Annotated in this window: 19 protein-coding genes; 8 read left to right on the plus strand and 11 right to left on the minus strand. The window is 41.9% G+C overall.

What is annotated here, in order from left to right:
• Positions 1-200 precede the first annotated feature (200 nt).
• Genes T359_RS0102365 through T359_RS0102385 form a run of 5 tightly spaced genes read left to right on the plus strand, consistent with a single transcriptional unit; the run spans position 201 to position 6,891 of the window.
• Positions 201-1,586: an efflux RND transporter periplasmic adaptor subunit gene (locus T359_RS0102365; protein WP_026516092.1), complete on the plus strand. Its 1,386-nt coding sequence runs from the start codon at positions 201-203 to the stop codon at positions 1,584-1,586.
• Positions 1,586-2,398: an ABC transporter ATP-binding protein gene (locus tag T359_RS0102370; RefSeq protein WP_035783472.1), complete on the plus strand. Its 813-nt coding sequence runs from the start codon at positions 1,586-1,588 to the stop codon at positions 2,396-2,398. Before T359_RS0102365 ends, T359_RS0102370 begins: the two co-directional genes overlap by 1 nt.
• Before the next feature lie 38 nt (positions 2,399-2,436).
• Entirely contained in the window at positions 2,437-4,812 is a 2,376-nt protein-coding gene (locus tag T359_RS0102375) for an ABC transporter permease (protein ID WP_026516094.1), read from the plus strand.
• A gap of 40 nt (positions 4,813-4,852) precedes the next feature.
• Positions 4,853-5,566: a response regulator transcription factor gene (locus T359_RS0102380; protein ID WP_026516095.1), complete on the plus strand. Its 714-nt coding sequence runs from the start codon at positions 4,853-4,855 to the stop codon at positions 5,564-5,566.
• Positions 5,563-6,891 carry a HAMP domain-containing sensor histidine kinase gene (locus T359_RS0102385; protein WP_026516096.1) on the plus strand — a complete coding sequence of 443 codons (1,329 nt, stop codon included), beginning with the start codon at positions 5,563-5,565 and terminating at the stop codon, positions 6,889-6,891. The genes T359_RS0102380 and T359_RS0102385 overlap by 4 nt, the downstream gene beginning before the upstream one ends.
• Before the next feature lie 5 nt (positions 6,892-6,896).
• On the opposite strand, the gene T359_RS0102390 is transcribed toward T359_RS0102385, so the two are convergent.
• The 7 genes from T359_RS0102390 to T359_RS0102420 form a co-directional block, all read right to left on the minus strand.
• Positions 6,897-7,160 (minus strand): hypothetical protein, encoded by a 264-nt coding sequence (locus T359_RS0102390; RefSeq protein WP_026516097.1) that lies wholly within the window; start codon positions 7,158-7,160, stop codon positions 6,897-6,899.
• Between the two features lie 23 nt (positions 7,161-7,183).
• Positions 7,184-7,750 (minus strand): TetR/AcrR family transcriptional regulator, encoded by a 567-nt coding sequence (locus T359_RS0102395; protein ID WP_026516098.1) that lies wholly within the window; start codon positions 7,748-7,750, stop codon positions 7,184-7,186.
• Positions 7,665-9,242, minus strand: coding sequence for a phytoene desaturase family protein (locus T359_RS0102400; protein WP_026516099.1), 1,578 nt, complete (start codon positions 9,240-9,242; stop codon positions 7,665-7,667). Before T359_RS0102400 ends, T359_RS0102395 begins: the two co-directional genes overlap by 86 nt.
• A 115-nt stretch (positions 9,243-9,357) precedes the next feature.
• Positions 9,358-11,817 (minus strand): methyl-accepting chemotaxis protein, encoded by a 2,460-nt coding sequence (locus tag T359_RS0102405; RefSeq protein ID WP_026516100.1) that lies wholly within the window; start codon positions 11,815-11,817, stop codon positions 9,358-9,360.
• A 222-nt stretch (positions 11,818-12,039) separates the two neighbouring features.
• A complete protein-coding gene (locus tag T359_RS22345; RefSeq protein WP_155839957.1) occupies positions 12,040-12,210 on the minus strand; it encodes a hypothetical protein in 171 nt (56 codons plus the stop codon).
• An 87-nt stretch (positions 12,211-12,297) separates the two neighbouring features.
• Positions 12,298-13,101, minus strand: coding sequence for an NUDIX domain-containing protein (locus T359_RS0102415; RefSeq protein ID WP_026516101.1), 804 nt, complete (start codon positions 13,099-13,101; stop codon positions 12,298-12,300).
• 323 nt (positions 13,102-13,424) lie between these two features.
• Positions 13,425-14,030 (minus strand): CAP domain-containing protein, encoded by a 606-nt coding sequence (locus tag T359_RS0102420; RefSeq protein ID WP_051544866.1) that lies wholly within the window; start codon positions 14,028-14,030, stop codon positions 13,425-13,427.
• Between the two features lie 250 nt (positions 14,031-14,280).
• Between T359_RS0102420 and T359_RS19015 the strand changes: the two genes are divergently transcribed.
• A complete protein-coding gene (locus T359_RS19015; protein WP_197027045.1) occupies positions 14,281-15,222 on the plus strand; it encodes a CPBP family intramembrane glutamic endopeptidase in 942 nt (313 codons plus the stop codon).
• Positions 15,215-16,537: a DNA polymerase Y family protein gene (locus tag T359_RS19020; RefSeq protein ID WP_035783474.1), complete on the plus strand. Its 1,323-nt coding sequence runs from the start codon at positions 15,215-15,217 to the stop codon at positions 16,535-16,537. Before T359_RS19015 ends, T359_RS19020 begins: the two co-directional genes overlap by 8 nt.
• On the opposite strand, the gene T359_RS0102435 is transcribed toward T359_RS19020, so the two are convergent.
• From T359_RS0102435 to T359_RS0102450, 4 genes are all read right to left on the minus strand, one after another.
• Complete coding sequence (locus tag T359_RS0102435) at positions 16,485-17,411, minus strand: RluA family pseudouridine synthase (RefSeq protein ID WP_026516103.1); 927 nt, start codon at positions 17,409-17,411, stop codon at positions 16,485-16,487. The genes T359_RS19020 and T359_RS0102435 overlap by 53 nt on opposite strands.
• 30 nt (positions 17,412-17,441) lie before the next feature.
• The gene (locus tag T359_RS0102440) at positions 17,442-17,720 is read right to left on the minus strand and encodes a DUF3089 domain-containing protein (protein ID WP_081795311.1); all 279 of its coding nucleotides are present in this window, start codon (positions 17,718-17,720) and stop codon (positions 17,442-17,444) included.
• Between the two features lie 130 nt (positions 17,721-17,850).
• Positions 17,851-21,996, minus strand: coding sequence for a C-type lectin domain-containing protein (locus T359_RS0102445; protein ID WP_026516105.1), 4,146 nt, complete (start codon positions 21,994-21,996; stop codon positions 17,851-17,853).
• Positions 21,997-22,204: 208 nt separating this feature from the next.
• Entirely contained in the window at positions 22,205-26,368 is a 4,164-nt protein-coding gene (locus tag T359_RS0102450) for a lectin like domain-containing protein (protein ID WP_026516106.1), read from the minus strand.
• Positions 26,369-26,776: 408 nt separating this feature from the next.
• Between T359_RS0102450 and T359_RS23410 the strand changes: the two genes are divergently transcribed.
• Positions 26,777-26,893 (plus strand): FRG domain-containing protein, encoded by a 117-nt coding sequence (locus T359_RS23410; RefSeq protein WP_081795313.1) that lies wholly within the window; start codon positions 26,777-26,779, stop codon positions 26,891-26,893.
• Positions 26,894-26,954: the final 61 nt, after the last annotated feature.

The raw sequence follows: 26,954 nt of genomic DNA on the forward strand, positions 1-26,954 counted from the left end.
TAATGTTCTTCTTCCAAAGCCCCATATTTTAAGGTATTTGAGGCATCCTAGAACATTGTAACAGAGTAATTCTCAAAAGAATACAACCAATTAAGAATCAGTTAAGAATTGCGCAAGATACAGATTAAGACTTTCCGTCCTTTGAGCAGTAAAGTAATTTCATAAGTTAACGAAAACGTTTGAGAAGCGAGGGTATAACAATGAATAATATTTTTAAGGAGAAAAAGAAAGCAGTCTTATTAGTAGCCGCACTGGTAGCCGCCGCAGCTGTAGGCGGTATTTCCATAAGTGCCAATGCATCTGTGGCTGTCACAGCTTACACCGTGGACAAGGGATGTCTTGAAAGCCAGATCGAGGTAAACGGCACTGTAGAAAGCAATTCTCAGAAGGTCTTCTATTCCGATATCGATGCAAGGATCGGAAAAATCCATGTAAAGGAAGGAGACTTTGTAAAAAAGGGAGACGTGATCATCTCTTACGATGCCGAAGATCTTGCGCGTCTTGAAACCATGGCAAACCTCCAGGCCCAGGCAGATCAGGGAAGCTATAACAACTCCATCCAGACCGGCAATCGCACCGCAGGGCTCTATGGCGAAGCCAAGAGGAATCTTTCCACCCTGGAAACCCAGATTGCTGAAACCCAGGCAGCCATCGAGACCACACAGAACAGTCTTACAGAAAGAAGAGCTTATTACGCTGATTTTGGAGCAAAGCTTCAGATTTCTCTCATTGACTGGGCAGAAAAGCCTGATTCAGAAGAATATGAAAATCTGCAAAAGCTCATTCAGACCAATGCCTATGAACAGCAATACGCCGCTGACATTGTTCAGCTGCAGAATCAGCTTAATTCTCTTAATCTTCAGCTTTCAAATCTCAAGGAATTCAAGGCTGAGATGACAAGTCAGAAAGCCAGCACTGTAATGGGACTTATGACCGATGGCGCAAAAGAGCAGCTTGAGGCAGTCAGGGAAGCCAACGAGCTTTCAAGCAGCGAAAAGCTCTCCGATTATAAACTGGCAAAGGAAGGTATCAAGGCTGATTTTGACGGAATCATCACAAATATTGGCGTCATCGAAGGAAGCAGCGTACTTCGGGGCACCCAGCTTCTAACAATGAAGTCTTCATCTGATATAGTAGTTAAATGCAACGTAAACAAGTATGATATAGTAAATATTGAAGAGGGTCAGCCCGCCACTGTAAAAATCAAAAACAGTGAATACAGCGGCAAAGTTTCAAGAATCGAGAGAATGACCAAAGACTCCGGCACCGGTTCAGGCATAGGGATCGAGATAGCCCTTGATGAACCAGGAGATGACATCATTCTTGGTCTGGAAGCCAAATCCACCATCAGTACAGCTAACCTCTCCGAGGTGATTCGTATTCCCCTGGATGCTTTAAGTGAAGATGAGGAAGGAAGCTATGTCTTTGTAGCAAAAGACGGAAAAGCTACAAAGGAATTTGTGGAATGCGGCATCCGTAATGAAGAAATGGTGGAGATCAGATCCGGTCTTTCAGAAGGAACTCTCGTGGTATGGAAGGACACCCTTGAACTTACCGACGGTATGGGCGTAAAGGTGAATAACTGATGTTTGTTGAAAAAGAAAAAATACTAACTGCAAAGGATCTTTCCAAAACATTTTCAAACAGTTCCGTGCAGCAGCATGTACTCAAGAATCTCAATCTTTCAATATATAAGGGAGATTTCACTGTTATCATGGGTAACTCCGGTTCAGGAAAAAGCACTCTCCTATATGCGCTTTCCGGCATGGACCGCCCCAGCATGGGAACAATTACATATTTTACGGATGATTCCCATACAGAGATATCTACCTATAACAATGACAAATTGGCAATGTTCAGAAGAGACCACGTGGGCTTTGTTTTTCAGCAGAACTATTTAAATGATTCAATGAGCGCACTGGATAACGTAATGATATGCGGTCTTTTGAAAAACACCGATAGAAAAGCTCTGACAAAAAAGGCAAAGGACCTCCTATCCAGCGTTGAGATAAACGAAAATGATTATCGCAAATTTCCAACACAGATGTCCGGTGGTCAGCAGCAAAGAGTTGCAGTGGTCCGTGGTGTCATCAACAGTCCCGAAGTTCTTTTTGCGGACGAGCCCACAGGAGCCCTCAATTCCCAGAACACCGAGAATGTCCTGGATATCCTGTCAAACCTCAACAATGAAGGCCAGAGCATTGTCATGGTCACACACACCATCAAGGCTGCAGAAAGAGGCAACAGGATAATATACCTGGCTGACGGAGTTATCAGCGATGAAATAGACCTGGGTCCCTACGCCGGCGACTACAAAGATGAATCCAACCCAAATCTGGAAATATCCAAAGAGCGTCATCAGAAGCTTAAGAATTTCCTCCAGGATATGGGTTGGTAATCTCCCACTATAACAAGATTATTAGGAAGGAAAAAACCGTGTACCGATATTTCTTTATCGCAAAGAATAATATAAAAAAGCAGAGAAGCGACATGATAACCTTCTTTATCCTGTCCATGCTTGCTGCTCTGTTCATATTCATAAGCGCTTCTTTCCTTGCGGATACAGGGAAAGTCGTGGACACCAACATGGAAAAGATAAACGCCGCCGATATTCTTATGATAGCGGATTACAACGAAGATCTTCTTTCAAAGGCTGAAGAGATCATTAAAGGCAATGTATACCTGAAAAACTTTGAAGTTGAAGACTATCTTTACTGCAACTCAAAATACAGGGCCAAAGGCAGCAAAACCTGGATCGATTATCCTTTTAATCTCAGCAGCTACGAAAGAAAAGCCGAGATCCAGACCCTTAGTTGCGACGCTACCGGCCTTTCAGGAAATGAAGCCATTATCCCCATATCCTTAAGTACATCTTTTAAGATAGGCTCTGTATTGCAGCTTAAGATCGGCGACAACATTTATGATATGAAGGTAGCAGGTTACAACGAAGATAATATCTACTGCTCTCCCATGAATATGGGAACCTATAAGACATACATTTCCGAAAAACTATATCAGGATGTTCTTTTTGAAAACCAGGTCGGAGCAAAAGAAAGCAGCTATATCAAGACCCAGATTACCGACACCGCCAAAAGAAAGCACATTGATGTAAATAAGCTGTCAGATGAGGTTGGTGACGAGTTAACTACCTGGTACAACGAATATACCAAGCTGTATCCCGAAAGATCTGTGAACCTGAATATCCTTCCGGCACCTCTTATGAAGACAGGTTCCATGATCCTTCCCCTGATCTTCGTTGCGCTGATATTTCTTTTTGCAGTGATCATACTGGTAATCGCTATAGTTATCATAAACTTCAGCGTAAAAAACTTTATCATGACCAACATGAAGAACACCGCCATTATGGAGGCCTCCGGCTATACAGTAAAAGAGCTTGTATTTATCCTTTTATTCCAGCTTCTTTTGGTTGCAGGCCTTGGGTCAGCCCTGGGAATCCTCCTAGGCGCACTTCTTATAGACAAGATTGGAATCCTGATTCTCATTACCCTTGGCCTTGCCTGGAATCAACCGGTAAACATTCCTGTGGTACTGCTGGTTTTCCTGAGTATTGTCCTTCTTGTCACACTGCTTACCATCCTTCTTGGCAGGGAATACAGCAGGATAAGCGTTCTGTCTGCTCTTCGCGGCGGTGTTAACACCCACAACTTTAAAAAAAATCTTTTTGCCTTTGACAAAAGTTCTTTTTCAATCCCGGTTACCCTTGCCCTTAAGGATACCTTCGGCAAATTCAGGAATCAGCTTGGCGTCATTTTTATTATGATGATCCTTACCATTTCTACAATTGTTGCCTTTGGCATGGTTGATACTTATGGCTCCGATGAAGGAGTCCTTAAAATTGCCGGTTTTGATGTATATGATGCCTTTTTTGTTGGCGATGAAGCCATGGAATCAACGGTTGCGACCTTTAAAAGTGTCAAAAATACCCGCCGGGAAATAAGAATGGGGAATAATTTCTATTACAAAAAGAAAAAGGAGTCCCTGACAACCAGAGCATTCTCCGACACTTCAACCATTATGGGAGGCTCTATTCTTGAAGGCCGATGGCCAAAGTACTCCAATGAGGTTCTTCTGGCGGTAAATGCCGCCAACAAGCTCGGGGTTTCCATGGGTGATGTGGTAACTGTAAAAAATGAAATGGCAGAGGAATCCTTTATTGTATGCGGCACCTGCCAGACCATGAACAATATGGGTTATATGGCCTTCATGACTCTTGAGGGCCTTGCAAAGACCACCACCCTGCCCGATACCATGAGTATCCATGTAAACTTAAATCCCGGATATACTTTTGCGGATTTTGAAAAAGAGTTTAATGAAGTCTATCCCGATGTAACAGCCAATGATTTTGCAGAGGCATCCCGTCAGACCATAGGCCTTATTACAGGTGGCATAAAAGGTTTTGCATATTTTGTTGCGCTCCTTACTATCCTCATCGTTGCCTTTGTTGAGTCCCTTATAGTCAGGACCAATATCAACAGACAATGGAGAAATTTAGGTGTCAGCAAAGCCCTTGGCTTTACTTCAAGGCAGCTCATTGAGCAGGTCATGATATCAAATTTCCCTTCCGTAATGATCGGAGTAGCCATCGGACTTCTGCTGTCTCCTTTCCTCGGGGGCAAGCTCATGGTAACCACTATGATAATCTTCGGCTTCAAGAAGATGGATTTCAGTATCGGTCTTTTGTCCTTCATCCTCACAGCACTTATCATCTGCGGAGTTGCCCTGGCTACTGCTGCCTTCATGGGAAGAAGGATAAAAAACCTTGATCCCGTAAAAATGATCACGGAAGAATAATATGATTATGATACAATAAGCATATTGGAGATTTTTAACTATGCATTATAACTGTCTTATTTTGGATGATGAAATTGAATTGGCTAAGATGACAGCCGAGTACTTCAGGATGTTCGACGTTTCCACCGAATATGTGGACAGTGCGACATGTTGCTTTCGCTTTTTTGAAGAAGGAAATACAACAGACCTGGTCCTTCTGGATATTAACCTGGGGGACGGAACAGGTTTTGATGTCTGCAAAAAACTTCGTGAAGACATGCAGCTCCCTATCCTGTTCATAAGCGCCAGGCAGAGCGATGATGATGTGCTGATCGCCCTGTCCATCGGGGGGGATGATTACATTAAAAAGCCCTATAGTCTCTCAGTTCTTCTTGCCAAGGTCAAGGTCAATCTAAAGAGAATCAGGCAGATGGAACAGATGGGAACCGTACCGGTTATCAGTGCCGACGAAGCTGCCACCTCTACGGAAAAGGGCTTTTTCATGGACTATCCCACCATGTCCGTTGTCATAAACGGAACTAGCATCGCTCTCAAAGCCAAGGAATATGCCCTTTTGGACTGCCTTTACAAGCACCACGATACCATAGTCAAAAAGGAAGTTCTCTTTGATGAAGTATGGGGAGATACTTTTTTCAGCGACAGCACTCTTAACGTGCACATAAGGAAACTGAGGGAAAAGATTGAGGAGAATCCCAACGAGCCAAAGCTCATCAAAACAGTTTGGGGGACGGGGTACATTCTGGAACTGCCATGAAAAGTTTAAAACGGATTTTTATTTCTTTTACCATATTTATGCTGATCGTCATCGTCATCTTCTTCAATCTTAGTAAGGCGAACGTGATCAGCAAAAGGGATCTCGTATTCTACAACGATCAGCTGCACCAGGTGGAGCAGGCTATTTCGGAAGGCATGAATGAGGAAGATATCGAAGCCAGATACTCATGCCATATCATCATGGCCAAAGAAATTGATGATGTGGAGCTTTCCGAACTATATGCATCCGGTGCTCTTGTTCTTGACCTTAATGTTGACGGTGACTACGTCGGCAAGGTCGCCTGGAACGACAAGCAGGAAAACTTAAACAGCATAAGAATTTCCTTTCTGAAGGCCACCATACTGCTGTGGATAGCGGTACTTGTATGTGGCTATCTTTTGATGTTCTATATGTACTCAGCCCTTTTAAGACCAATAGAAGATCTGAAAAACTTTGCGGCCGATATTGCAAAGGGGGATCTGGATAAGTCCCTGCCCATCCGCAAGAACAACATGTTCGGAGCCTTCGTGGAAGGCTTTGATATCATGCGCGAACAGGTTAAACTCTCCATCGACAGGGAACGCCAGTCTGAGATTGCACGAAAAGAGCTGGTTCAGGGACTAAGCCACGATATCAAAACTCCTCTTGCGGTTATAAATGCAACCTGCGAGGTAATGGAACTCAAATACTCCCGAAAGCTCGCGGAAGCATCAACTTCCCTCTCCGGCTCTGAGCGGGATGCCAGAGTCGAGGAATGCAGCGACACTCTTGATAAGATAAGAACCATCTCTTCTAAGGCTGACAGCGTAAGCTCTCTTATGAGCGACGTTATGCACGCCAACCTGGAAGAAATGGAAAAAATAGATATAAATGTCAGCGAAGAAAGCACTGTCATTTTGGAGGATAGAATAAAAAGCCTCTCGAACCTTGGAAATATCATCATCGAAAACCACATCTACCCATGCCTTGTCTATATGGACTCAAGACGTATGGAGCAGGTCATTGAAAACATAATCGGCAATTCCGCCAAGTATGCAGGGACCGATATCAGAGTCCATTTCTCTGAGACCGAAGATATGATGATGGAAGGCGGAAAGACCGGAAGCTTCATCAAAATAAAAATCAGCGACAGCGGCCCCGGCGTCGACAAGGACGACCTTCCACTTATCGCTGAAAAATATTATCGCGGTAAAAATACTCAGGGTAAGACCGGTTACGGTCTTGGCCTGTACCTGTGCAAGACCTACATGAACAGGCAGGGAGGAGGCATGGAATACTACAATGATAATGGCTTCGTTGTAGAGCTGCTGCTACGAAAAGTCTGAGCTTATTACTCTTTTACGCCCTGGTTCTTGATCCTTACTGATATTGCTCTTAGCACGAAGCTGATGCACACTGCTGCCACTGAGATAATAAGACAGGTGTACAGCACAGGCCTAAGACGCGGCGAATACTCCTCGGGAACAAATATGCCCTCCCTGTGAAGCTTGATTGAATAATACATCCAATAGATTGTTGCTGCCAAAGCAACGATCCACAGACATATGCGGACTATCAGCAGAGCCAGCACCGCCGGTTTCATTTTCTCACGCATTTCTCATACTCCTCCTACTACTCTTACGCTCTAAGTATAGCTACGAGCCACTCCGGATCCGGGGTGTCAAGATTCTTATCAATGGTCATCTCCTCCATGATCCCCTGGAATGCAGACCAGAAGCACATGGCAAGAAGTTTGGGATCGCCCTGACGGAAAATTCCTTCTTTCTGTCCCTTTGCTATAAGCAATGCAGTGTTCTCCACCGCACCTGTGGAGGAAGCAACCTTTCTGATCTCCTCAGGCATTCCGGCACGCCTGGCCTGAGCCATCAGCACAAACATATTTGCAACAAAGGGATCCTTCTTGGCATATTTAAAAAGTTCACCGATCATTCCCTTAAGGAAAAGATCTCCGGGTATATCCCCGTATTCTCCTGTGGCACCGGTATACTTCTGTCCCATGATGACCAGCGCCATCAGAAGTTCCTCTTTTGATTTAAAATAATGAAACATCAGGCCTGTACTCATGGGCACAGCTGCAGCTATATCACTTACCTTGGTCTCATGATACCCTTTTTCCACGAACAGCCTCAAGGCCGTCATAAGTATTGCCTGTTTTCGCTCTTCCTTCTGTTCTTCTCTCGTCATACTCTCCCCCTAATGACAGACTCTTTTTGTGACATATTCTCTGGATCGCAAACTTGCCGTTGGTAACTGCTACAGGAAGTCCTCCCGGTGATGAATTCCACTGTCCGGCAAAGCAAAGGTTCTTGATGCCCTTCACTGTACCCTTTTCTCTAACCTGAGGTCCGTAAGGTGTAGTCACAAAGCTCATGTAGCTTCCGTGATAAGCGTTGCAGTAGCGCTCGTAGGTAAGCGGTGACCAGGTATCAAGGATCTCAAGGTCTCCCTTCACCTCAGGGAAAAAGCTCTCGATTCTCTCCTTAACCGCCCTGGCAAGCCTCTCCTTAGTCTCCTTATACTCAGCAGGGCTCATAGCCTTCCAGGCAAAATAGTCATCATCCTGCTGGCAGAAATTGCTCTGAAGAACCTGTCTGTCCCCCTTAACAAAAGTCTTATCGTACCCATATACTTTAACATACATTCTGCTAAATGTGTTGGCTCCGACCTTAATTGGATCAATATTGATAAACACTGTCTCTCCGGGATTGAAGTCCTTATTTACTGAAAAGGCCACCTGGAAGCCGCTGGTTCCGGGATATTTGGAAGGTTCCTCATAAGCCTTCTTAAAGGCCTTTGGCATATAGCTCTCATCAAGGAGCTTGCCAAAAAGGAATGAGGTATCCAGAGTTGCAATGAAATAATCTCCGGTAACAACTGTGCCGTTCTCAAGGATCATGGACTGAGCCTTCTTGTTCTTAACTACGATCTCCTTAACAGCACTGTTATAGAAGATCTTACCACCAAGCTCTTTAAAGCGCTTCTCCATTCTAAGGGACAGCTGCAGAGATCCGCCCATGGGAATATTTCCGTTCTCATCGGCAATTGAAGCATAAGAAACAAGAAGTGAGTATGCTGTATAGTCCTTGGGAAGATAGTCGCACATCAGCTGTCTCAGCACAGGGGATTTAAAGCGTCTGCTGTATTCCTCTATGGAAACCTTGGAGAGTTCCTTCATGACGTTCATGAATTCTCCCATGGACTTGCCAAGTCTGATGTAATCACCGACAGTGAACATATCCATAGGCTTATCTGCCGGCATAAGGCAGCTCTTGGAATCCTCCACATACTGTATGAACTTATCAATCTCTTCCTTGTCCTCAGGAGAAATAGCTGTCAGCTCACTTCTTGTTCTCTCAAGATCCTTGTAAAGAGTAGCTCTCTGACCATCGACACAGGAGGTGTAAAAAGAATCAAGGTCAGCATACTGTGTATCATCGGAAAGGCCCCCAACAGTCTTCCAAACATCATAGAGTTCAGTTCCCTTCCTGGTTCCTGTGAGCCAGTGGATGCAGTTGTCGATATGATAACCGCCTCTGTTCCAGCCGATGCACTCGCCCCCGGGAATGGAATTCTTCTCATAGATTTCTGCCTCAAGTCCCGCTATACGTGCATAGATACCTGCTGAAAGTCCTGCAACTCCACCACCGATGATCACTACTTTGTTAAATTTCTTCATACCGCGCCTCCGAGATTATTTATTGAATTTTATTTCATTGAATGCTCATTCATTGATTACATATTCAATATAATTAATAATCCCGGATATGTCAACAGTTTTTCTTAAAGATTTTTCATTTTTCTTCCAGCACAAAGAACTCCAGATCATGCTTAAGATTATCAGCATGTTCCTTCAGCTCTGCGGATGCATCCGCAAGCTTGGCTGTTTCTTCGTTAAGTCTTGTCATTGCAGTGGATGTAGTCTCCGCAGAAGCCGCATTTTCTTCTGATATGGCGGATAGATTTGTCATCAGATCGGCAACCGTCTGCCCTGATTCCTCGCAGTCTTTTGCCTGCTTAAGCACATCTTCCACTGCTTCACTGGTAAAGCTGATTCCATCGCTTACACCGGCAAATATATTGCTTGTTGAATCAATGCTATTCTTTTGATTCTCTATCATGGTGGTCACTTCGTTTATAGTAGCCACTGTCTTATTTGATTCTTCCGACAGTCCTTTTATGATTCCTTCAATTATTGCAGTGGACTGATTGGTCTGATCTGCCAGGTTGGATATCTCACTGGCTACTACAGCGAAGCCTTTTCCCGCCTCACCGGCTCTGGCAGCCTCTATGCTTGCATTCAATGACAAAAGATTTATCTGATTAGCCACGGATGAGATAAGACTTACTGCATCCTGGATCTTTCCTACGGATTCATCTGTCTTATTTACCTGCTCAACAATCTTTCCGAAAGCCTCATTGGTGGAGGTACTGGAAACAGTCAGATTGTTCATGTTTGCCTTGGCTTCCTGGCCATCGCTGCTCATGGAAACTGCTCTTTCCGAAAGATTTGATACATTATCCGTGATTCCCCGAATATTGGATATAATATCCATTACTCTCTGAGATGAGGTCTCTATATCCTTGGCCTGCTCTCCCGCGCCCTTTGAGATCTCGCCTATGGTTTCGTTGATTTCCCCGGCTACCACCTTAGTCCTGGTGGCACTTTCCTCCATAAGATCTCCTGATTTTGCCAGCACTCCCGTAAGATTTTTAACCTGTGTGATGGTATTTTCCAAGGTCTCCAAAAAGCCGTTAAGACTTGATGCAAAAATAGCAAATTCATCATGTCCGGAGTCATCTGCTCTTACTGTTATTTTTCCCGCTGCTATCTCTTCAATCGCAGAATGAAAGGATTTTACACTTCTGTTGATTCCAATGCTTACTCTTGCCAGGATAAGGGTGAGAACAATGATACTGATAATGAGAATGATAACTATGAAAACAGTAACCGTAGCTCTTACCATATTCATGTTTTCGATAGCATAGTCCTGAACACTAGCACAAAGGCTGCTGAGTTCAGCCTTTATATTTTCATTATCAGCTTTCAGAGAAAGTGTTGTAGAATCCTCTTTTTTCAGCTGATCAAAAACAGTCTTTTTAGTTTCAAGACATGATAAAGATGCCTGCGCCAGAGCCGGGTCTGTGGTATATTTCGGGATATTGTCACCAATCTCGGTAAAAAGCCCTTCTATTTCGGCCAGATTTGATGATACATCCTTTCCTTCCACAACAAGCTTGCTGTATGCTGCTACCATACTATCGAGATTAGAAAGATTTGAAGAAAATCCGTATACTCCCGAAACAGCTCCGCCATATTTATATGTAATTCCTTCCTCATAAAGTTCCGGATCAAGGTACAGTTCATACTTAAGATGTGAATGGGTTTCCATAGGATAATCTACGGCGGAAAGTGTGATCGAAACCTCTTCCCATCGTTCATAGGTGGCATCAAATTTACCGGTTACCTTTACAGCTGCTTCACCGCCAAAATCTGTTATTTCCGCGCTATCCAGTCCGTCTCCCGACATCTCGGCTATTTCACCCCCCTTAAGCTCCACAGGAATTACCTCCGAGCCGTCAGTCAACTGGATATTTTTTATATAATAAGCTCCCTTGTAGGTAAAAGTACCTCCCACACGGAAAATAAGGCTATTTCGCTTGCCGGTCTCAGGAAGATCAAGGTCATACTCGACCTTTGTATAGGTTTTGCCGTCAACACTGGCTGGTGTGCCTTCCTCACCGAAGGTGCAGGTCATCCACTGAATCTCTACCCAGTCATTATGATTTACAAGGCTTCCGAAGCTGTCCCGAAGGGCCTGGCTGGAGGCAGCATACTCCTGGTACTTTCCTACAGAATCCGCATAACCTCTCTCTGAATGAATGCGGGAAATTTCATTATAGTTTGCTTTCAGGTGATCTATATTATCGATAACCGAACCGACAGAGCCCTGAATTGACGGATCGCCCTTTTGAGAAAGCTGCACCGCCTTCTGCTCCATTTCATCGAGATTAGACAAAGTAGTATCAAGATAGCTCTTATCCACATAATACTGATATAGAGCATCATTAGCCAGATTCTGGGATTGTAATACATTGATCTCATCCACAAGGGATACTATCTCACTGTTCTTGGCATTTCTGTTTATGGAAGTGATACCCACAAGACCAATGAGAATTGCTGCGGCGATACCAAGAACACCCATTACAAGAATCTTGCCTTTTAATGTCCGGAGAAAATGACCTTTATTCATAATTATTCACCTCACTAAAAATCACCCTGTGCACCATTCACGCACATCTCACCATATTGCAGCAAAGTACACGTTATTTTATAATGCATTTATATACATTATAGTTTGTTTGGGCCTGGAAAATAATTAAAAATGTCTTATCATTTTCATAAAAAAAAAGCAGATTCCGTATGTATCAATGGAATCTGCTGACTATGCAAAATATCATAATTATTCTTTTTTCTATTTAATGTATCCGTTCTGACGATTGTAAATATCGTCGCTGTGTTTAACTCTCCTTCTCTCTTCGCCCCTGAGCATCTCCTGCATAAACGGAGAATCATTACTGCCGGAAACAGAAATGGGCTGTGTCTCCTTGTTAACATATATTTCCTTTGAAGATTTTCCAAACATGGCAATACCTCCTATAAGAAACAACTCCCTCGTCAACTAAATTATAACACTTAGTCATTTCCATTCAATTCAGCAAAAATTAAAATATCATAAAGAGTATTTGTATTCCGCGGACATCTTGTTACTGGTCCTTGATTTTATCTTGCTGCCTGTGGCCTCGATCTTAGGGGTAACCATGGCTCTGAAATTGGTCTTGTAGAGCTTTTTCCCAAGAACAAGCTCATACAGGGCCTGCAGATCAGGAAGTGTAAAGGTATCTCCCGCCATGTTAAAGGCCAGATCCCAGTGTTCAAATACGGATCTCAGCTTTATAAAGGACTCGATCAGTATCTCGATATGGTCAAAGGCAAGCAGTTCTTTGGTTGCAGGAGTTGCCACCCAGTTTTCATAGCTTATCTTGCCGTTCTTAAAGCTCTCATTCTTGATACTGTACTCTATCCTGGTATTGGATTCAGAGCTGTAGAGCTCTATCCTCTCGGGCTCGATATTAAGATCGAACCACTCTCCCTTGGTCTCTATCTCCGAAGCATTGCTTACCAGAGCAAGATATGCGATGCTCATAACCCAGGTTCTGGGGTCTCTGTCCGGCTTGGTAAAGGTATATATCTGATCAAGATAAATATCCTCAAGCCCTGTCTCATCCTTAAGTTTACGGGATGCCGCCTGATATGCAGTCTCATTCTTCAGAACAAAGCCTCCCGGCAATGCATAGCAGTCAAGGAAGGGATGCTCATCTCTTTTGACAAGCAGTATCTTCAGTCCGGAAAAATCTTCCTTAACACCCAGCACCATAATATCCGTGGTCACCGAGGGCTTGTCATATATCGCATCCGTATACTGCTCAAGAAACTCTTTCTCTGTGAGGTTGTTGGTGTCTTTTTTTCGTGGCATAAACTGCTCCTTTATAGATGGAAAGTAGTTAATTGCTACATATAAGGATAGCACATATTTTTGTATTGTAGAAGAGGTGATACGTTACTATTCACAGTAGAATCACGCACTAGCTGCGTGATTCGTGAGAATATGATACAAGAGTGAGGGGGCGATCTTTTGCGAAGCAAAACTTTAATATCGCCCCGAATGTTACTATGAGCAGTCATAAGACTGTGAATAGTAACGGTGATACCCACTACATTGGATATTAAGCGAGTCAAAAATAAAAAGGCACAGCGCTCTTTGTAAACAAAGCGCTGTGCCTTTTATTCTTGACTCGCTTAATATCCAAATTCCTGTGCCCAGTACCAGCTACCGTCTGCGGTCTGGCAAATTGCGATACCAACTGTCTTGTATCCTGCATCCATAATGTTGGCTGCGTGTGTAGGTGAATTCATCCAAGCTGTGAAAACGCTGTCAGCTGACTGATAGAGCTTTGCAAGGTTCTCGCCGTACTGTACGCTGCTGTCTACTGTCCAGAATGCTTCGCCATGGGGTCTTGTATGTGAGAAATGAGTTGTGATCTCACTGGCACGAACCTGTGCTGCAGCTGTGAGCTTGTCACTCTTAGCAAGTGCCGGAAGTCCCTGTGCTGCTCTCCTCTGATTCATAAGATTATATACAGCCTCACATGCATCTTGTGCTGCCTGTGTCTGCACCGCTTCACCTGCCAGGGCAATAGCCTCATCATCGATATAGTACTCGCCTACGCCCTCATCAAGTCCTCTTATGGCTGCCTGATCGTCGATGGCCTGAAAATCATGTGTAGCTTCCTCAACGGCAGCTACATCTGCTACGCTCTCTTCCGAAGCTGCTCCGCAAGCCATCAGGGATAATCCTATAACAGCAGCCAATGCTACTGAAGAAATTCTCTTTAACTTTTTCATAATTGTAATCTCCTAACATAGTTTTTGCTTAGGAAATATGACATTTTTTCACCCCATATTCCTACTTAAATATTACCTTAGCCAACTTTGCTAAACAATATAATTAAGATTACTTTTTTATGAAAATAAGTTTATTATTTCACTGTTTGATAGTTCATTTTGAAATTTAATTATTTGATGCGACCATCATCACAAGATGTAGTATACTACTAATATGACAGCAACTATTATTCGTTTAAGGGGAAAAAGTATGAAAAAATTATTATCAAAAATTCATAATGAAGGTTTCAGATGGAATGATATCATTATCTTTCCGTTCCTTGCAGCATATCTGATTTTGGAATTCGGTGGTCTCCTTGGCTACATACCATTTATGATCTTTGCCGGAGATCCCACTAAATATACCGGACTTTTCAATACATTGTCGATGTATCTCTCTTTTGCCGGAATATGGATCGTAGCACTTCTCTGGTTTCTTCTAAAAACAAACAGACCCATATACAAAGCTATAGGCCCCAAGGTAAAAGGAAATACTCTTGCCATGTTTGGAATCGGACTTCTTGCGGGCGGTGGCCTTAACGGACTCTGCGCTCTTGGAGCATGGCTTCATAAGGATATTTATCTCTACTTTGATTCTTTCCGTCCGGTATGGCTGATCCTGATCTTTATAGCTGTGCTTATCCAGTCTTCAGCGGAGGAACTTATCTGCAGAGGCTTTATTTATCAGAGACTTCGAAGAAGCTTTAAGAATCCCTGGGTTGCAATTGTCGGAAATTCAATCTTCTTCGGACTTATTCATTTAGGCAATAAAGGAGTTACATGGCTTGCAATTCTTGATATCTGCCTCTCAGGACTTCTGTTCTCATTTATGGTTTACTACTATGACAGCATCTGGTGCGCCTTTGCTGCACACACAGCCTGGAACTATATGCAGAACATTGTCCTGGGTCTTCCCAACAGCGGATCGGTTGCTTCATTCTCAATTTTCAGACTTGATGCCTCCACCGCTTTAGACAGCTTTTTCTACAATGTGGCCTTCGGCGTTGAAGGAACAGTTTTCTCAGTGCTCGTCCTTATCATCGCATGCGCCGTAACCTTCTACTTCGGAAATAAGAAAAAAGAAAGAGACACAAACATCTGGCCCAAAAAGGTTGCTCCTGCAGAGCCACAGCAGATTCAGGAAAATGTATAATACTCCCGATTATAAAACCTACGAAAACATCATATTTCATATCGACGTCAACTCGGCTTTTCTATCCTGGTCAGCCCTGAAAAAGCTCCAGGAGGAGCCGGGATCTGTCGATCTGCGCACTATTCCTTCAGCCGTGGGGGGAGATGTCAAATCCCGCCACGGTATCATTACAGCAAAATCAATCCCAGCTAAAAAATACGGAATCGTCACAGGCGAGCCTGTGGTAAAGGCACTTCAAAAATGCCCCAAACTGGTACTGGTGGAGTCTGATTTTGCCACCTACAAAATGTATTCAAGGGCCTTCATAGAAATACTTCACAAATACTCTCCCGTGATCCAGCAGGTCTCCGTAGACGAAGCCTTTATGGACCTTTCGGGAAGCTACAGCATGTACAAAGACCTTGAAACAAAAGAGTTCCCATTTCCCATATGTGTCGCAGATAAAATAAAAAATGAAGTCAGGGACACCCTGGGCTTTACCGTTAATGTCGGAATCTCCTGCAACAAGCTTCTGGCTAAAATGGCCAGTGATTTCACCAAACCGGACAGGATACACACTCTTTTCCCTGAGGAGATCCCATCCAAAATGTGGCCTCTTCCCATAGGGGATCTCTACGGCTGCGGCAAGCAGACAGCCCAGAGACTAGAGAGCATAGGTATAAGGACCATCGGTGATGCAGCCAATGCCGATCCTGATATGCTTCTTTCCATCCTGGGAGATAATGCGGGAAGCTATATCTATGCCAGCGCCAACGGCTACGGCTCCACCAATGTTTCCGGCTCCTATGACGACGCCAAGAGCTATTCCAACGAGACCACTTTGTCCTCAGATCTTACGGCAGACAGTTATGACAAGGATATTATCCCGGTTCTTCGTTATCTCTCCGGCAAAGTCTCCGCCAGAATGAAAAAAGACCATGTATATGGCCGCACGGTAACAGTTTCGGTTAAAACAGGAAATTTTAAAAGACATTCAGCCCAGCTTCAGCTGGACAATTCCACAGATGATGAAAACGCCATCTTCACCCATGCCAAGGCCCTGACGGACAAGCTCCTTTTAGGAACCTCAGGCCTTTTTGCCAGGGGCGAAGTGATAAGACTTGTGGGAGTAGGTCTCTCCAAACTGGACGACGGTTCCTACAGACAGATGAGTCTATTTGATATGATGGGGCAGAATTCTGCGCCCACCATTGACAGCAGTAAAATGAAAAAGCTTGATGCCATGACCGAAAAGCTCACAAGCACCTACGGAAAAGGCATTATCAAGAAAGCAAGTGACCTGCCATATCATCAGGAAGGGAAGCATCAAAAATAAGCTCTTTTCCGGATATGGGTTGCTTAAACTCAAGATGGGCAGCGTGAAGCGCTGTCCTTTTCATATTGTGATGATCCCTGATGCCGGTGCCATAGAGGCCATCCCCCAGAAGGGGATGACCGATATACTGCATATGCACTCTTATCTGATGGGTTCGTCCTGTATCAAGATGAAGCCGTACCAGAGCATAATCCTCAAATTGCTTCTCAACCTTATAGTGGGTTATGGCTTCCTTACCGTCTTCTCTTACTTCTCTAAGCATCCTCTCCCCCGGAATCTGTCCGATGGGGGCATCCACAGTGCCTTCCGTCTTTTCAAACACACCGGAGCACAGAGCAAGGTACTCTTTTCTCCTGGACATATTCCTGGTCTGATCCGACAAAAGAGCTGCGCTGTGCCTGTTTTTGGCAAAAATAATGAGTCCCGAGGTCTCCCGGTCAAGTCTTCCTATAACTCTGATAACATGCTGCTGCGCGGTTTTCTCATAATATCCCACAAGGATATTGCTGAGGGAGTCCTTGTAGTGGGCATAGGAAGGATGCACCACCATATCTCCGGGCTTGTTGAGAAGAATCAGATCCTCATCCTCATAGACGATATCCAACGTACCTTCCGCAGGAATGATCTCCGAGGAATTGTCATTGTCCTCATGAAGGCTGATCCTTAAGACATCCCCGGCCTTCACCTTCTCTATCACTCTGGAAAAAGCAAAATCACCGCCGTCTCTTTTTAGAAGAACACCGTCATCAAACTGTTTGCATCTGGCTATTTCCTTGGTAGAAAGCCCCAGAACCGTCTTCATGATATCCTTGACAGACATGCCCTCTTCGCCGCCGGAGACTGTATATTCAAGTATTCTGATACTATCGTTCATTTACATAACCTCGGTCTGTGCTATCTGCTCCTAACACTCTTTTAAATACTTATTGCGCAACAACTCAAGCTCACCGCTGCTGCATCCGGTATCTGTTTCACCTTTTGCAGGCACGATCTGAGGGTACTTTGCGACCATCTCTTCAGTCATATCCCAGCCTATTGCATATACAGCGATCAGATTATCCCGCAGTGATGCAGCACTCTCAGAGTTTCCGCCATAGTACTGCTCAAGTATCCTGTAGCACATGTCCGCACCCTTGGATAATCCGGTAAGAATAAGAGGCCTACCGTTGGGGCTACAATAAATACATCCACGCCGTTTTCAGGATATGCTCCGTCATGTTCTTTTACTCATATAGATTCCTTCCTCTGAAATTTCCAACCTATTGAGAAACTGGTTAATTCCCCTGATTGGTACCAGGTACCGTTTCTCCAGTTTATTTCCAATTCTGTGAGCCAATATTGAAATTTATCATTTTGGCTCCGCTATACGCTCCTTTACCCTGGATAAGCACAGCTGCGGTTCCTTTATTAACATTGTTGAAGTAGCCCACAACTTCAAAATCGTTACCATATTCCAAGTTTCCGATTCCTTTAATCGTAACTGTCGGGAATGGGTCAAGAATTATGGTCGAACCAGTGTATTCCTGAGGCGCTGTCTTAGCCACCTGTGCCTTGGATATATCATTTGCATAGGTCACAATTCTGTAATCTACAGAAGTACTGCTGCCGGCATAGGTTCCGACACCTGTTATTTCAACAATTATACTATCACCAGATTCAAGAACTGTTTTCTCTGTAAGCTCTGCCTCATTATACAGATACTTCACAGTATAGTCCTTCTTAAAAATCAGTTTTTTACCATTAAGATCATAGATAACTGGTGCACTCTTGTAATATGAACCTTTCTTTTTGACATTATATGCTTTATCTGCTGCATTAATATATAACTTGCTGATGTCCTGCGCAGTAACAGCAAAAACTATTGGATTAAGCTTGCTTCCCTTGAAACATCCAAGTCCGTTTATTTTCAACTCTGCATTGCTTCCAAGCTTGTTATTCTTTGCATATGATGTTTTGTAATCAACACCCTCTCGCAACAGCCAACGTTTTCCGGTACGTGAGCATGTCCATACAAGAGTAGGTTCTAGCTTTGCTCCTCCTTTTAGATACGCTACGCTTGTATTTACCTCTACTTCGGTGTTTGCATCTGTAAACTTTGCAGAACTTATCTTGAAAGATTTCTTAATTGTTCCGAAATACTCAGTGCCTTTACCATCTGCAATGCCGGTAATATATACTGTTGCTTTACCAACGTTTCTATTGTTCTCATAACGAACGTTGTAGTCCTTATTCTTTTCAAGTTTCTTTCCATTCTTATCTGAAACAACCAATTCGTTTTCCAAAAGAGTTATCGCTTCTACAGAATACTCTACTGTCTTAGGAAGATTAACCACTACATTACTTATAGAAACAGGAATTGTATCCTGGATATCCACCGTACGCTTGCCGGTATAATTTCCAATTCCCTCTATCGTAACAGTAGTATCATCTTCACTAAAAATAAAATCTTTGGTCGGCTTAAGGAGCTTTCCGGCAACGAAAACGCTTACGGATACCCCTTTGCTTCCTCTTGATGCGCTGACAGATACTAATGGGTTCTTTTCCAGATCACAGGCTTTAATAGTGAAAAATTCTGTATGCGTCTGGCTGTATGCGCCTAATCCCTTAATAAGGATCCTGCCGCTGTTTTCACCAACGTTTACATTGTTTTTATAGCTTATACTGTATTCAGTTCCGGCTCTTAATAACTTATCTCCATAGTATACACGCACATCAGGAATAATGGCTGCCCCTGTGTATTCGTACCCCTGTGAGTCAATACCGACAACCCAGAAACCTGAAGTGTCCTCTCCTGATGCCTCCCTTTCATCCTTTTCTTTGCCATCTTCCTCGTTATTGCCGATATCCGTTGGAATATCTTGTACCTTGATCATGCACTCAGTGTAAAAGCTCTTATCATCACTACTTACACCAAGTTTTATTTTTGCAGTGCCATCCTTTACTCCGGATATGACGATATGCCCCTTCGATGAATCAGATGCATCGATTGAGATCACCTCTCCTTCAGTGTCTGCTTTCTGCTCAAGAACAGAGTAATCAAAGCTTACAGGGTAAGCATTTGTCGGAACAGCGTTCCATACAAGATCTACAGATTCTCCAGGTCTAAGTAGTAGGCTTGTTTTATTAACACTGACATTTTGCAATGGAACTGTAACTTTTACTTTACATTCAGCACTTTCCCAACCACTAAAATCCCATGCTGTTACAACTGCTTCACCTGTACCTACTGCTTTTATCACATTTCCATCTGTTGATACTACAGCAGGATCAGAAGATAATAAGGTAATATCTTCATTTGCATAATTAGGAAACTCAATGCCGGATAACTCATAACTATCTCCTAAAGTAAGTTCCACATTGGTTTCATTGAGCTTAAGTCTGCCTGCAGGTTTCTTTCCATCAATTTCACATATATAACCGCACTTATGTGCATTGGCAGAAACATTGCTCCACTTCCAAATTCCATATTTATAACTGGCAGATGGTATTGAATCTTTTAGCATCAAAATATGATCATCAGATCCAATTCCTTCGCCCCCATTTTCCCAAGCGGTAAAATCACTTTCTTCGCCGGTAATCCAGCTTACTTTCCCGCTAACGGGATCAATTCCACCACCGGTATAATAATAATCACGGAATGCACCTGAAATAATCCCCCCTGATGAAATATTATTTACAAGACCATTTTCCTTATCTGTAAGAGCATTAAATTCCTCTTCACTGGTGATTGTTACAAGATGGCCTCCCAAACGTTCACATTCAAATTCTGCTTCTTCCCAGCTCATGTTATCAAAGAAAAGCTTGTAGGTATGCCCGTTCCAGGTCATTTCTTTAGCGGGTTCCCCTGTGCATTTCAGTTCTACAGTCTTTTCAAGGTTCAACACTGATCCATCTGTAAACATGGCGCTGTATTCCAAATGATATATTCCATCAGCATACCCGTATGCTTTATCTGATACTCCAAAGTTTAAATAAGATGTGTAATAAGTGATATCACCGCTTCCGCCAGCACGCATTCCGCCAGTTTGTGCAACAATATTTGCTATAGCAAGTTCATCATCAAACACATAGTCTCTTCCAGCTTTTTCTGACCACACTTTAAATGAATTATTAGCAATAATTCCAAAGTCGGTATCAGGAAAAGATGAGAATCCAACGCTGTAAGTAAAACCAACAGGACAAACTCCTGTTATAATGATAAAAAAAGCATCTTTAAATCTATCCGCATAGGTTCCAAGCATTGTAACACCTGCAAAAACTTCAGAAGCATTTCCTGCCTGGTCAGTGGCGTATATATATGTTTGATAGCGGCCATACCTTCCTCCACATGCTTCTCGGGAAACATGGTATGTGTATCGCCCGGAATTGCTTTCCATCATTTTCTTATTTTCTTCTTTTCTAGTCGGTGTTTCATCCTCAGTCAAAGTCATGCAATGCCATGACTCAAGTTGGACTTTTGCTACTGACGTTTCATCAGTAACAACACAAGAAACATCAAATCCATCAGCGGTTATATTGCCAATCTGAATATCATGTATTTCCGGAGCTTTGGTATCAGCCGGAGCCTTATTTGTTTCTGCCAGTGCTGCGGCGTAATTGTAATTCCTCCAAATATAAGTTGTGGTATTACCATTTTTTAATGTTTTTATTCCATAACGAATAATATTTGTTCCGCCGCTATTGGCTTCATAACAAATAGGACCACCGCCACTGTTACCGCAATATACTACCCAGTGACTGTTGTATTTTAAAATATCCCCAGGAACAGCATGGTTAACTACGTCATTGAAAGGGCACTCACATACAATTGATCTGGTATCTGTACTACTCATGCGCCTTCCCATATCCTGGTGGAATAGATAATAATACACAAAGCAGCTAAACCCGTAACAGGTCCATCCACCCGCCAGACCAGTTGTATTCATTCCCAGTCTTTGCTTCATGACATTTATATAATTGCACTTATCACATGTTTCCGAGCTGCTGTGATTACATGGCCCTCCATCTGTTGAAAAGTAAGTACCTGCCGGAAGGGCTGCAGTAAGTTCTGCCAGGCGTGCTTCTGCTTCTTCGATACTGGTTACTCCAGTGCTATATTCTTTAAGCCCTGCTGCAATGCCGTAATGTCCAGTTTTGATTTCTCTATATATTTCTTCATCATCTTCAAAAACTGTTTCATCGTCATCATCATCAAGGATCACTTCATTTTGAAAACCTTCAAAAGAAGTATCATCTTCATATATAATCTCTTCATTTTGAAATTCTTCTACAAAAGGCGATTCATCCTCATCCAGAACTTCCAGATCATCAAATGAGTTATCATTTTCATCTGTGAGAATTATCTCTTCAAATGATTCCTCTTGGATATAAGATTGCGCATAGGAATTTACGCTAAGAGATGAGAAGGCCAGCATTCCTACCATAGCCAGCCCCAAAAATTGCTTACACTTTCTTTTCATTCATTTTCCCTCCAGAATAAAAAAATCACTACTATAATTTTATTCTTACCAATGGCCATTATCAATATTGAGTTACATTATGTTGTCGTATTACGAACAAAAGCAGTAGACCGTTTTATTGGTCTACTGCTTTGCTGAAACCTCCATGGATTCATACAAAAATCACATATCCTGCGCATGTTATGTGCAACACTTTCTCGTTAGCTCATCATTTAACACGATAAACATATACAAAAGTATGGCTGCCTGTATATGAGCTCTTAGCGCCTCCTGCCTCAATATCAGCAATAAGCTTGATAGAAGTTGGTCCAGAAAGCTTATCCGTAGGTTCAGCAACCTCTCCTACTTTCTTAACTGTTCCATCCTTTAATTTGGTGTCTTCTGCATAGGTGTAAGTATATGCGGCATTTATGTCTTTGTTCTTACCTACAGTAACCTTCTTGCCAGCCTCTGTAAATGTAGGCTTTACAAGGAAGTAGCCCTTCTTGCCGTTCGCCTTAAAGGTAACATCCTTTACTTGCATCTCAAGAATTGATACATCAGCTTGAGCGATGGAAAATTTAACTTTCTTTGATGTTCCGGAGTAGTTTCCTTTTGCCTTTACGGTTACATATGGCGCACTCTTAGCAGTGCTAAGTGCAGCCTTCTTATTGTTCTTATATGTAACAGTATAGTCTGTCCCGGCAATAAGAGTTTTTCCGGCGTAGGTCACAGTAACTTCAGGCTTAGCTCCGCCCTTGGTAAAAGTTGTATTCTCTACTTCAATATCAAATTCTTTAGCTGCATTAAGTGGCTTTATTGTTACTGTCTTAATAATTTCCCCCGTAACTCCACCTATTCCAATAAATGTTACAGGCACTTTGCCAACACTATCATTTTCTCCAATAGATACCGTGTAATCCCTGCCCTCTATAAGCGGCGTTACTACTTTAGTTTTGCTATCATAAGAGTATAAAGTCACTGCGTCCCAGTGTTCTTTTTTGCATTTTTTATCATTGCTATTAAATAGATCCTGCAAAGTAAGAATACTTCCTGTATAGCTTACAGATGTTTTTAATCCTGCTATCTTAACTGTACTTAGAGACAATGATTTTTCTGATTGTTCCGAGTCTTTTGATTCTTCTGAGTCTTCCGATTTACTAATAACCTTAACAGTTACATAATCTTTTGTTTTTCCAATATACTCTCCTATGCCATTAGCATATATGGTGTATATTTTTCCAGCCTGGTCAAGCACTGTATAGGGGCTAACTTCTGATTCCCCTTCATAATATCTAAGGTAATAATCTGTATCAGGATTTAATATGCTACCATAATATGTTAGAACAGGCTTCACACTTGAAAGACTTTCTCCGTCCGTTGCATTTAAAATAATTAGATTTGAAGAAAAAACAGCCTTCTCCAAAGTTGGTTGTACGATTGAATAGCAAATAGTAATATCATGTACCTTATCATCATCAATAAAGTATATGCGTAAATAGGGGTTATCCTCTAAAACAGATGACCACCAGCTTTTTTGAACATTGTTATTGTATGATACAGTATAATCTCGTTGTTCTTTCAAAAGTTTCTTACCATAAAAAACTAATATGCTGTCGAAACATGCTTCAGAACCCGTATATGGCATTTCTATGGATGTCTCGTTACAAGAGCCATCTAAAAATATATAATATTGGTCTTCATATTTCACTGCACACCAATAACTCTTTGAGACATTCTGTGCAGAATTATCAAACACCTCTCTAAGTTCACTTGGAACATCTCTCCATTCATTTTCATCTTCAGTTATATATTTTGCATACAGGTGTATATCCCCTGTCATGTTCTCTGAGATTTGTTCAACTTTCACTGAAAACATCTCATCCAGATACCAATCTTCGAAAACCATCCCATCAGGTGGAGTCGGTTCTAGAAGTCGATATGAAACGCCGCTCAAATATTTGCTGTAATTGTAAGGATTCTGAATGCCTCCATTAAGGTGATATATTATATTATTATATGGGCCCAGACCAACATTGAAGCTATACCGAGCAAGTATATCATTATCACCATATATAAACTCATAAGAGACCTCATCCGCAACAGATTTTTTCAAGCCCTCATCACGATATTCAAATATATCTCCATTATTATATGGCAATATGCTTTCACCATTTCTAATTAAAGAAAAATCCTGAATATTCTTAGCTCTTTCCCAACTAAAGCTAATCACATTGCCTTTCTCAACATTGTACCTGAATGTTTTTGAACTGGGGTGTACTATGTATTTTCTAGTGGCAGTCACTCCATCTAAAAATGCTTTAACAGTAGTTATTCCCAGCATTTTTTCTGTAACACGCCCTTGACTGTCTATGGACAAAACATCCTTATCATAAGTCCATTTTATTTCACTTTTAGGAACATAATCGTAAGGATTATAGCTTATAGCGTATTCGTATGATCCATCAGCACACTCATATAGGTTAATATTTATTGAAAGTAATTTTTTCTCAACTATGACATTGATTTTGTTCTCCACAGAGCCATCGACCGTTGAAACTGTTATCACTGCATTCCCTTCAGTAATTCCAACAAGCTGTCCATTATTTACCTTTACTATATCGTCATCAGAACTTGTCCAAACTAGTTTCTTATTCGTAGCTCTAACAGGAAGAATAGTCGTTGAAACCTTAAATGCCTCATTTACTCCTAAAGAAACTTTATTATCACTAATATTTGAAAACTTTATCTCCTCCACTGAAATCACATCATCAGTTTTAACATTATCAGTGAAAGCCTTTATTCTAAAATTTCCCTCACTTTCCATATCAGCCCAGCAACTATCGTAGCTAAAGCTCTCTCCATGATTTGAACGCGTACAATCAGATTCCATTTCCTTATGAAGAGCAGGAGCATCTAGTTCTACAACTACAGCAAATTTTGACAAAGCTGATATCTCAACAGCCTCAGTTAAAGGAATTGTATAGTAGCCAGCATATCCGGTAGTCCCTGTCGTTATTGCTTTTTCGACCAGATTCCCACTGTCTGGTGCATCAACTACATCCTTATATATTTTTATTCTATAGTTTACATTTGTAGTATCACTAAAAAAAGATACTGCTTTCAGGATTTCTCCATTATAGCCTTCTAAAGAATGAGCAGTAAAAACATTTGCTCCTATACTATACCCACCATACGAAGCATTATAACCATCATACTGATAATTGTTTTCATAATTTGAGGCAACATTAAAATCTGCTGCATAGAAAGTTGATCCTAAAGAAGCCTCATAATATGACATCCAAAAATATCCGGAAAAGCTATTCTCATCAGAAGAACCAGACGTCGTCCAGCTATTTCTTACGAGAAAAGCTCCATCTCCTGGTGCTTCAATTGCAAAATGCTCCTTAGGAAAGTCATCATCCCAACCAAGTATGACTACAGCATGACCAGATCCAGCAGACTCAGGGCTATAATAACAGTTGTGCTGAACATTAAATCTAGGAAGATCAGACCTCATATCATAAATACCTGGCACCAAAATGGTAATGCCGGCAGCTCCATATTCATAAATCATATTTTTTATAGGAGCCAACATTGAAATGTTTTTACTATCCCTGAAAGCATCTAGGTCAACATTTTCTATATAAAAATTTTCTAAATGCGCAATATCCTCATACGCAAGTTCATCTTGAATGCCTCTGCAACTTACAACGTCAATATCTCTGTCATATTGTGCAACTTCTTCATCTGCAGCACCTTTCCATTGAGCCAAAGTAAAAAAAGCTCCTTCAAAGTCTCCTCCATCATTTATTGCACTCATGCCCTCACGGGAATAGTTATCCTCTATTCCTCCTAAAGGATCAACAACTGAATTATTCAAAAACCAGGCTAAATGAAGTTCTGACAAATCCGGATCACTAATAAGCCCTTTTTTCAAAAGGCTAGTCTCTGCAAGACCTAATGTTGCAAATGCCCAGCACGTTCCATAGGGATTCTGATCTCTTACTTTAGGCAAATTTGGCGTTGTATAGCTTTTTGGAAGATTCTCAAAAAAGGTCCAAGAATCATTTCCCTCTTCCAATTGCTTATGTTTTACCGGTATAGGAATTTCTGATGGCACATATCCAGTAGCGTATTCACTATAATCACCACTGACATCTATTGCAAGATCTGTACTCTCTTCTATATCTTCTACTATTTGAATATTCTCTGATGTAAAAGCATTCTCCTCTGTATTATCAACTAATTCAACAAATTCTGTTTCGGAAAAGTCTTCTTCCACTAAATCCATCTCTGAAAATTCTTCAGCAGCTATAGCTTCTACTGAAGGCAATAATAGTGCAACAGAAAGTATCACACAAAGAATTATTTTAACCACATTCTTGCTCATTTATTCACTCTCCTCATTTATAACACAATTATGTTACTGAATATCACAAATAAACCTAAAAGTAATTGTATTATCAATTCTCAAGTGTTAGCTAGACAGTACATCATGTTTTTTCGCCCATTTTGAAACGTAATTGCACTTTTGAGCACCAGCTATTTAACAAAAGTTTTATAATCTGCCTCATCCATAGAAGTTACAATTAAATCATGAATGAGAGAAATCAGGCTGATTAACGAGAGGAGCCCCCTATGATCAAAACTATAGTAATAGAGGATATGCAACATCTGTATGATATTTTAAATGAGCAGGAGTATAGGGAAGATCTTAAGCGAAACAGAAATCTTTTTGTATATCGCGGTCAGCCGGATGCTACATTTAGACTGACAACGAGCTTGTAAAGGAACTGCCGTGAAAAGAAACAGGAACTTGAACCATGGACTTCCCACCAGGCTTCTGGATTGGTCATTCTCACCACTTATTGCTCTGCACTTTTCTGTTACAGAAAATGACTTAAAGGATATGTAAAAGCGTGACGGCGTAGTCTGGCGTATAGATGTACATGAACTTCACAGGCTCCTGCCGGAAA

Source organism: Butyrivibrio sp. MC2021, assembly GCF_000621605.1.
GTDB lineage: Bacteria > Bacillota > Clostridia > Lachnospirales > Lachnospiraceae > Butyrivibrio.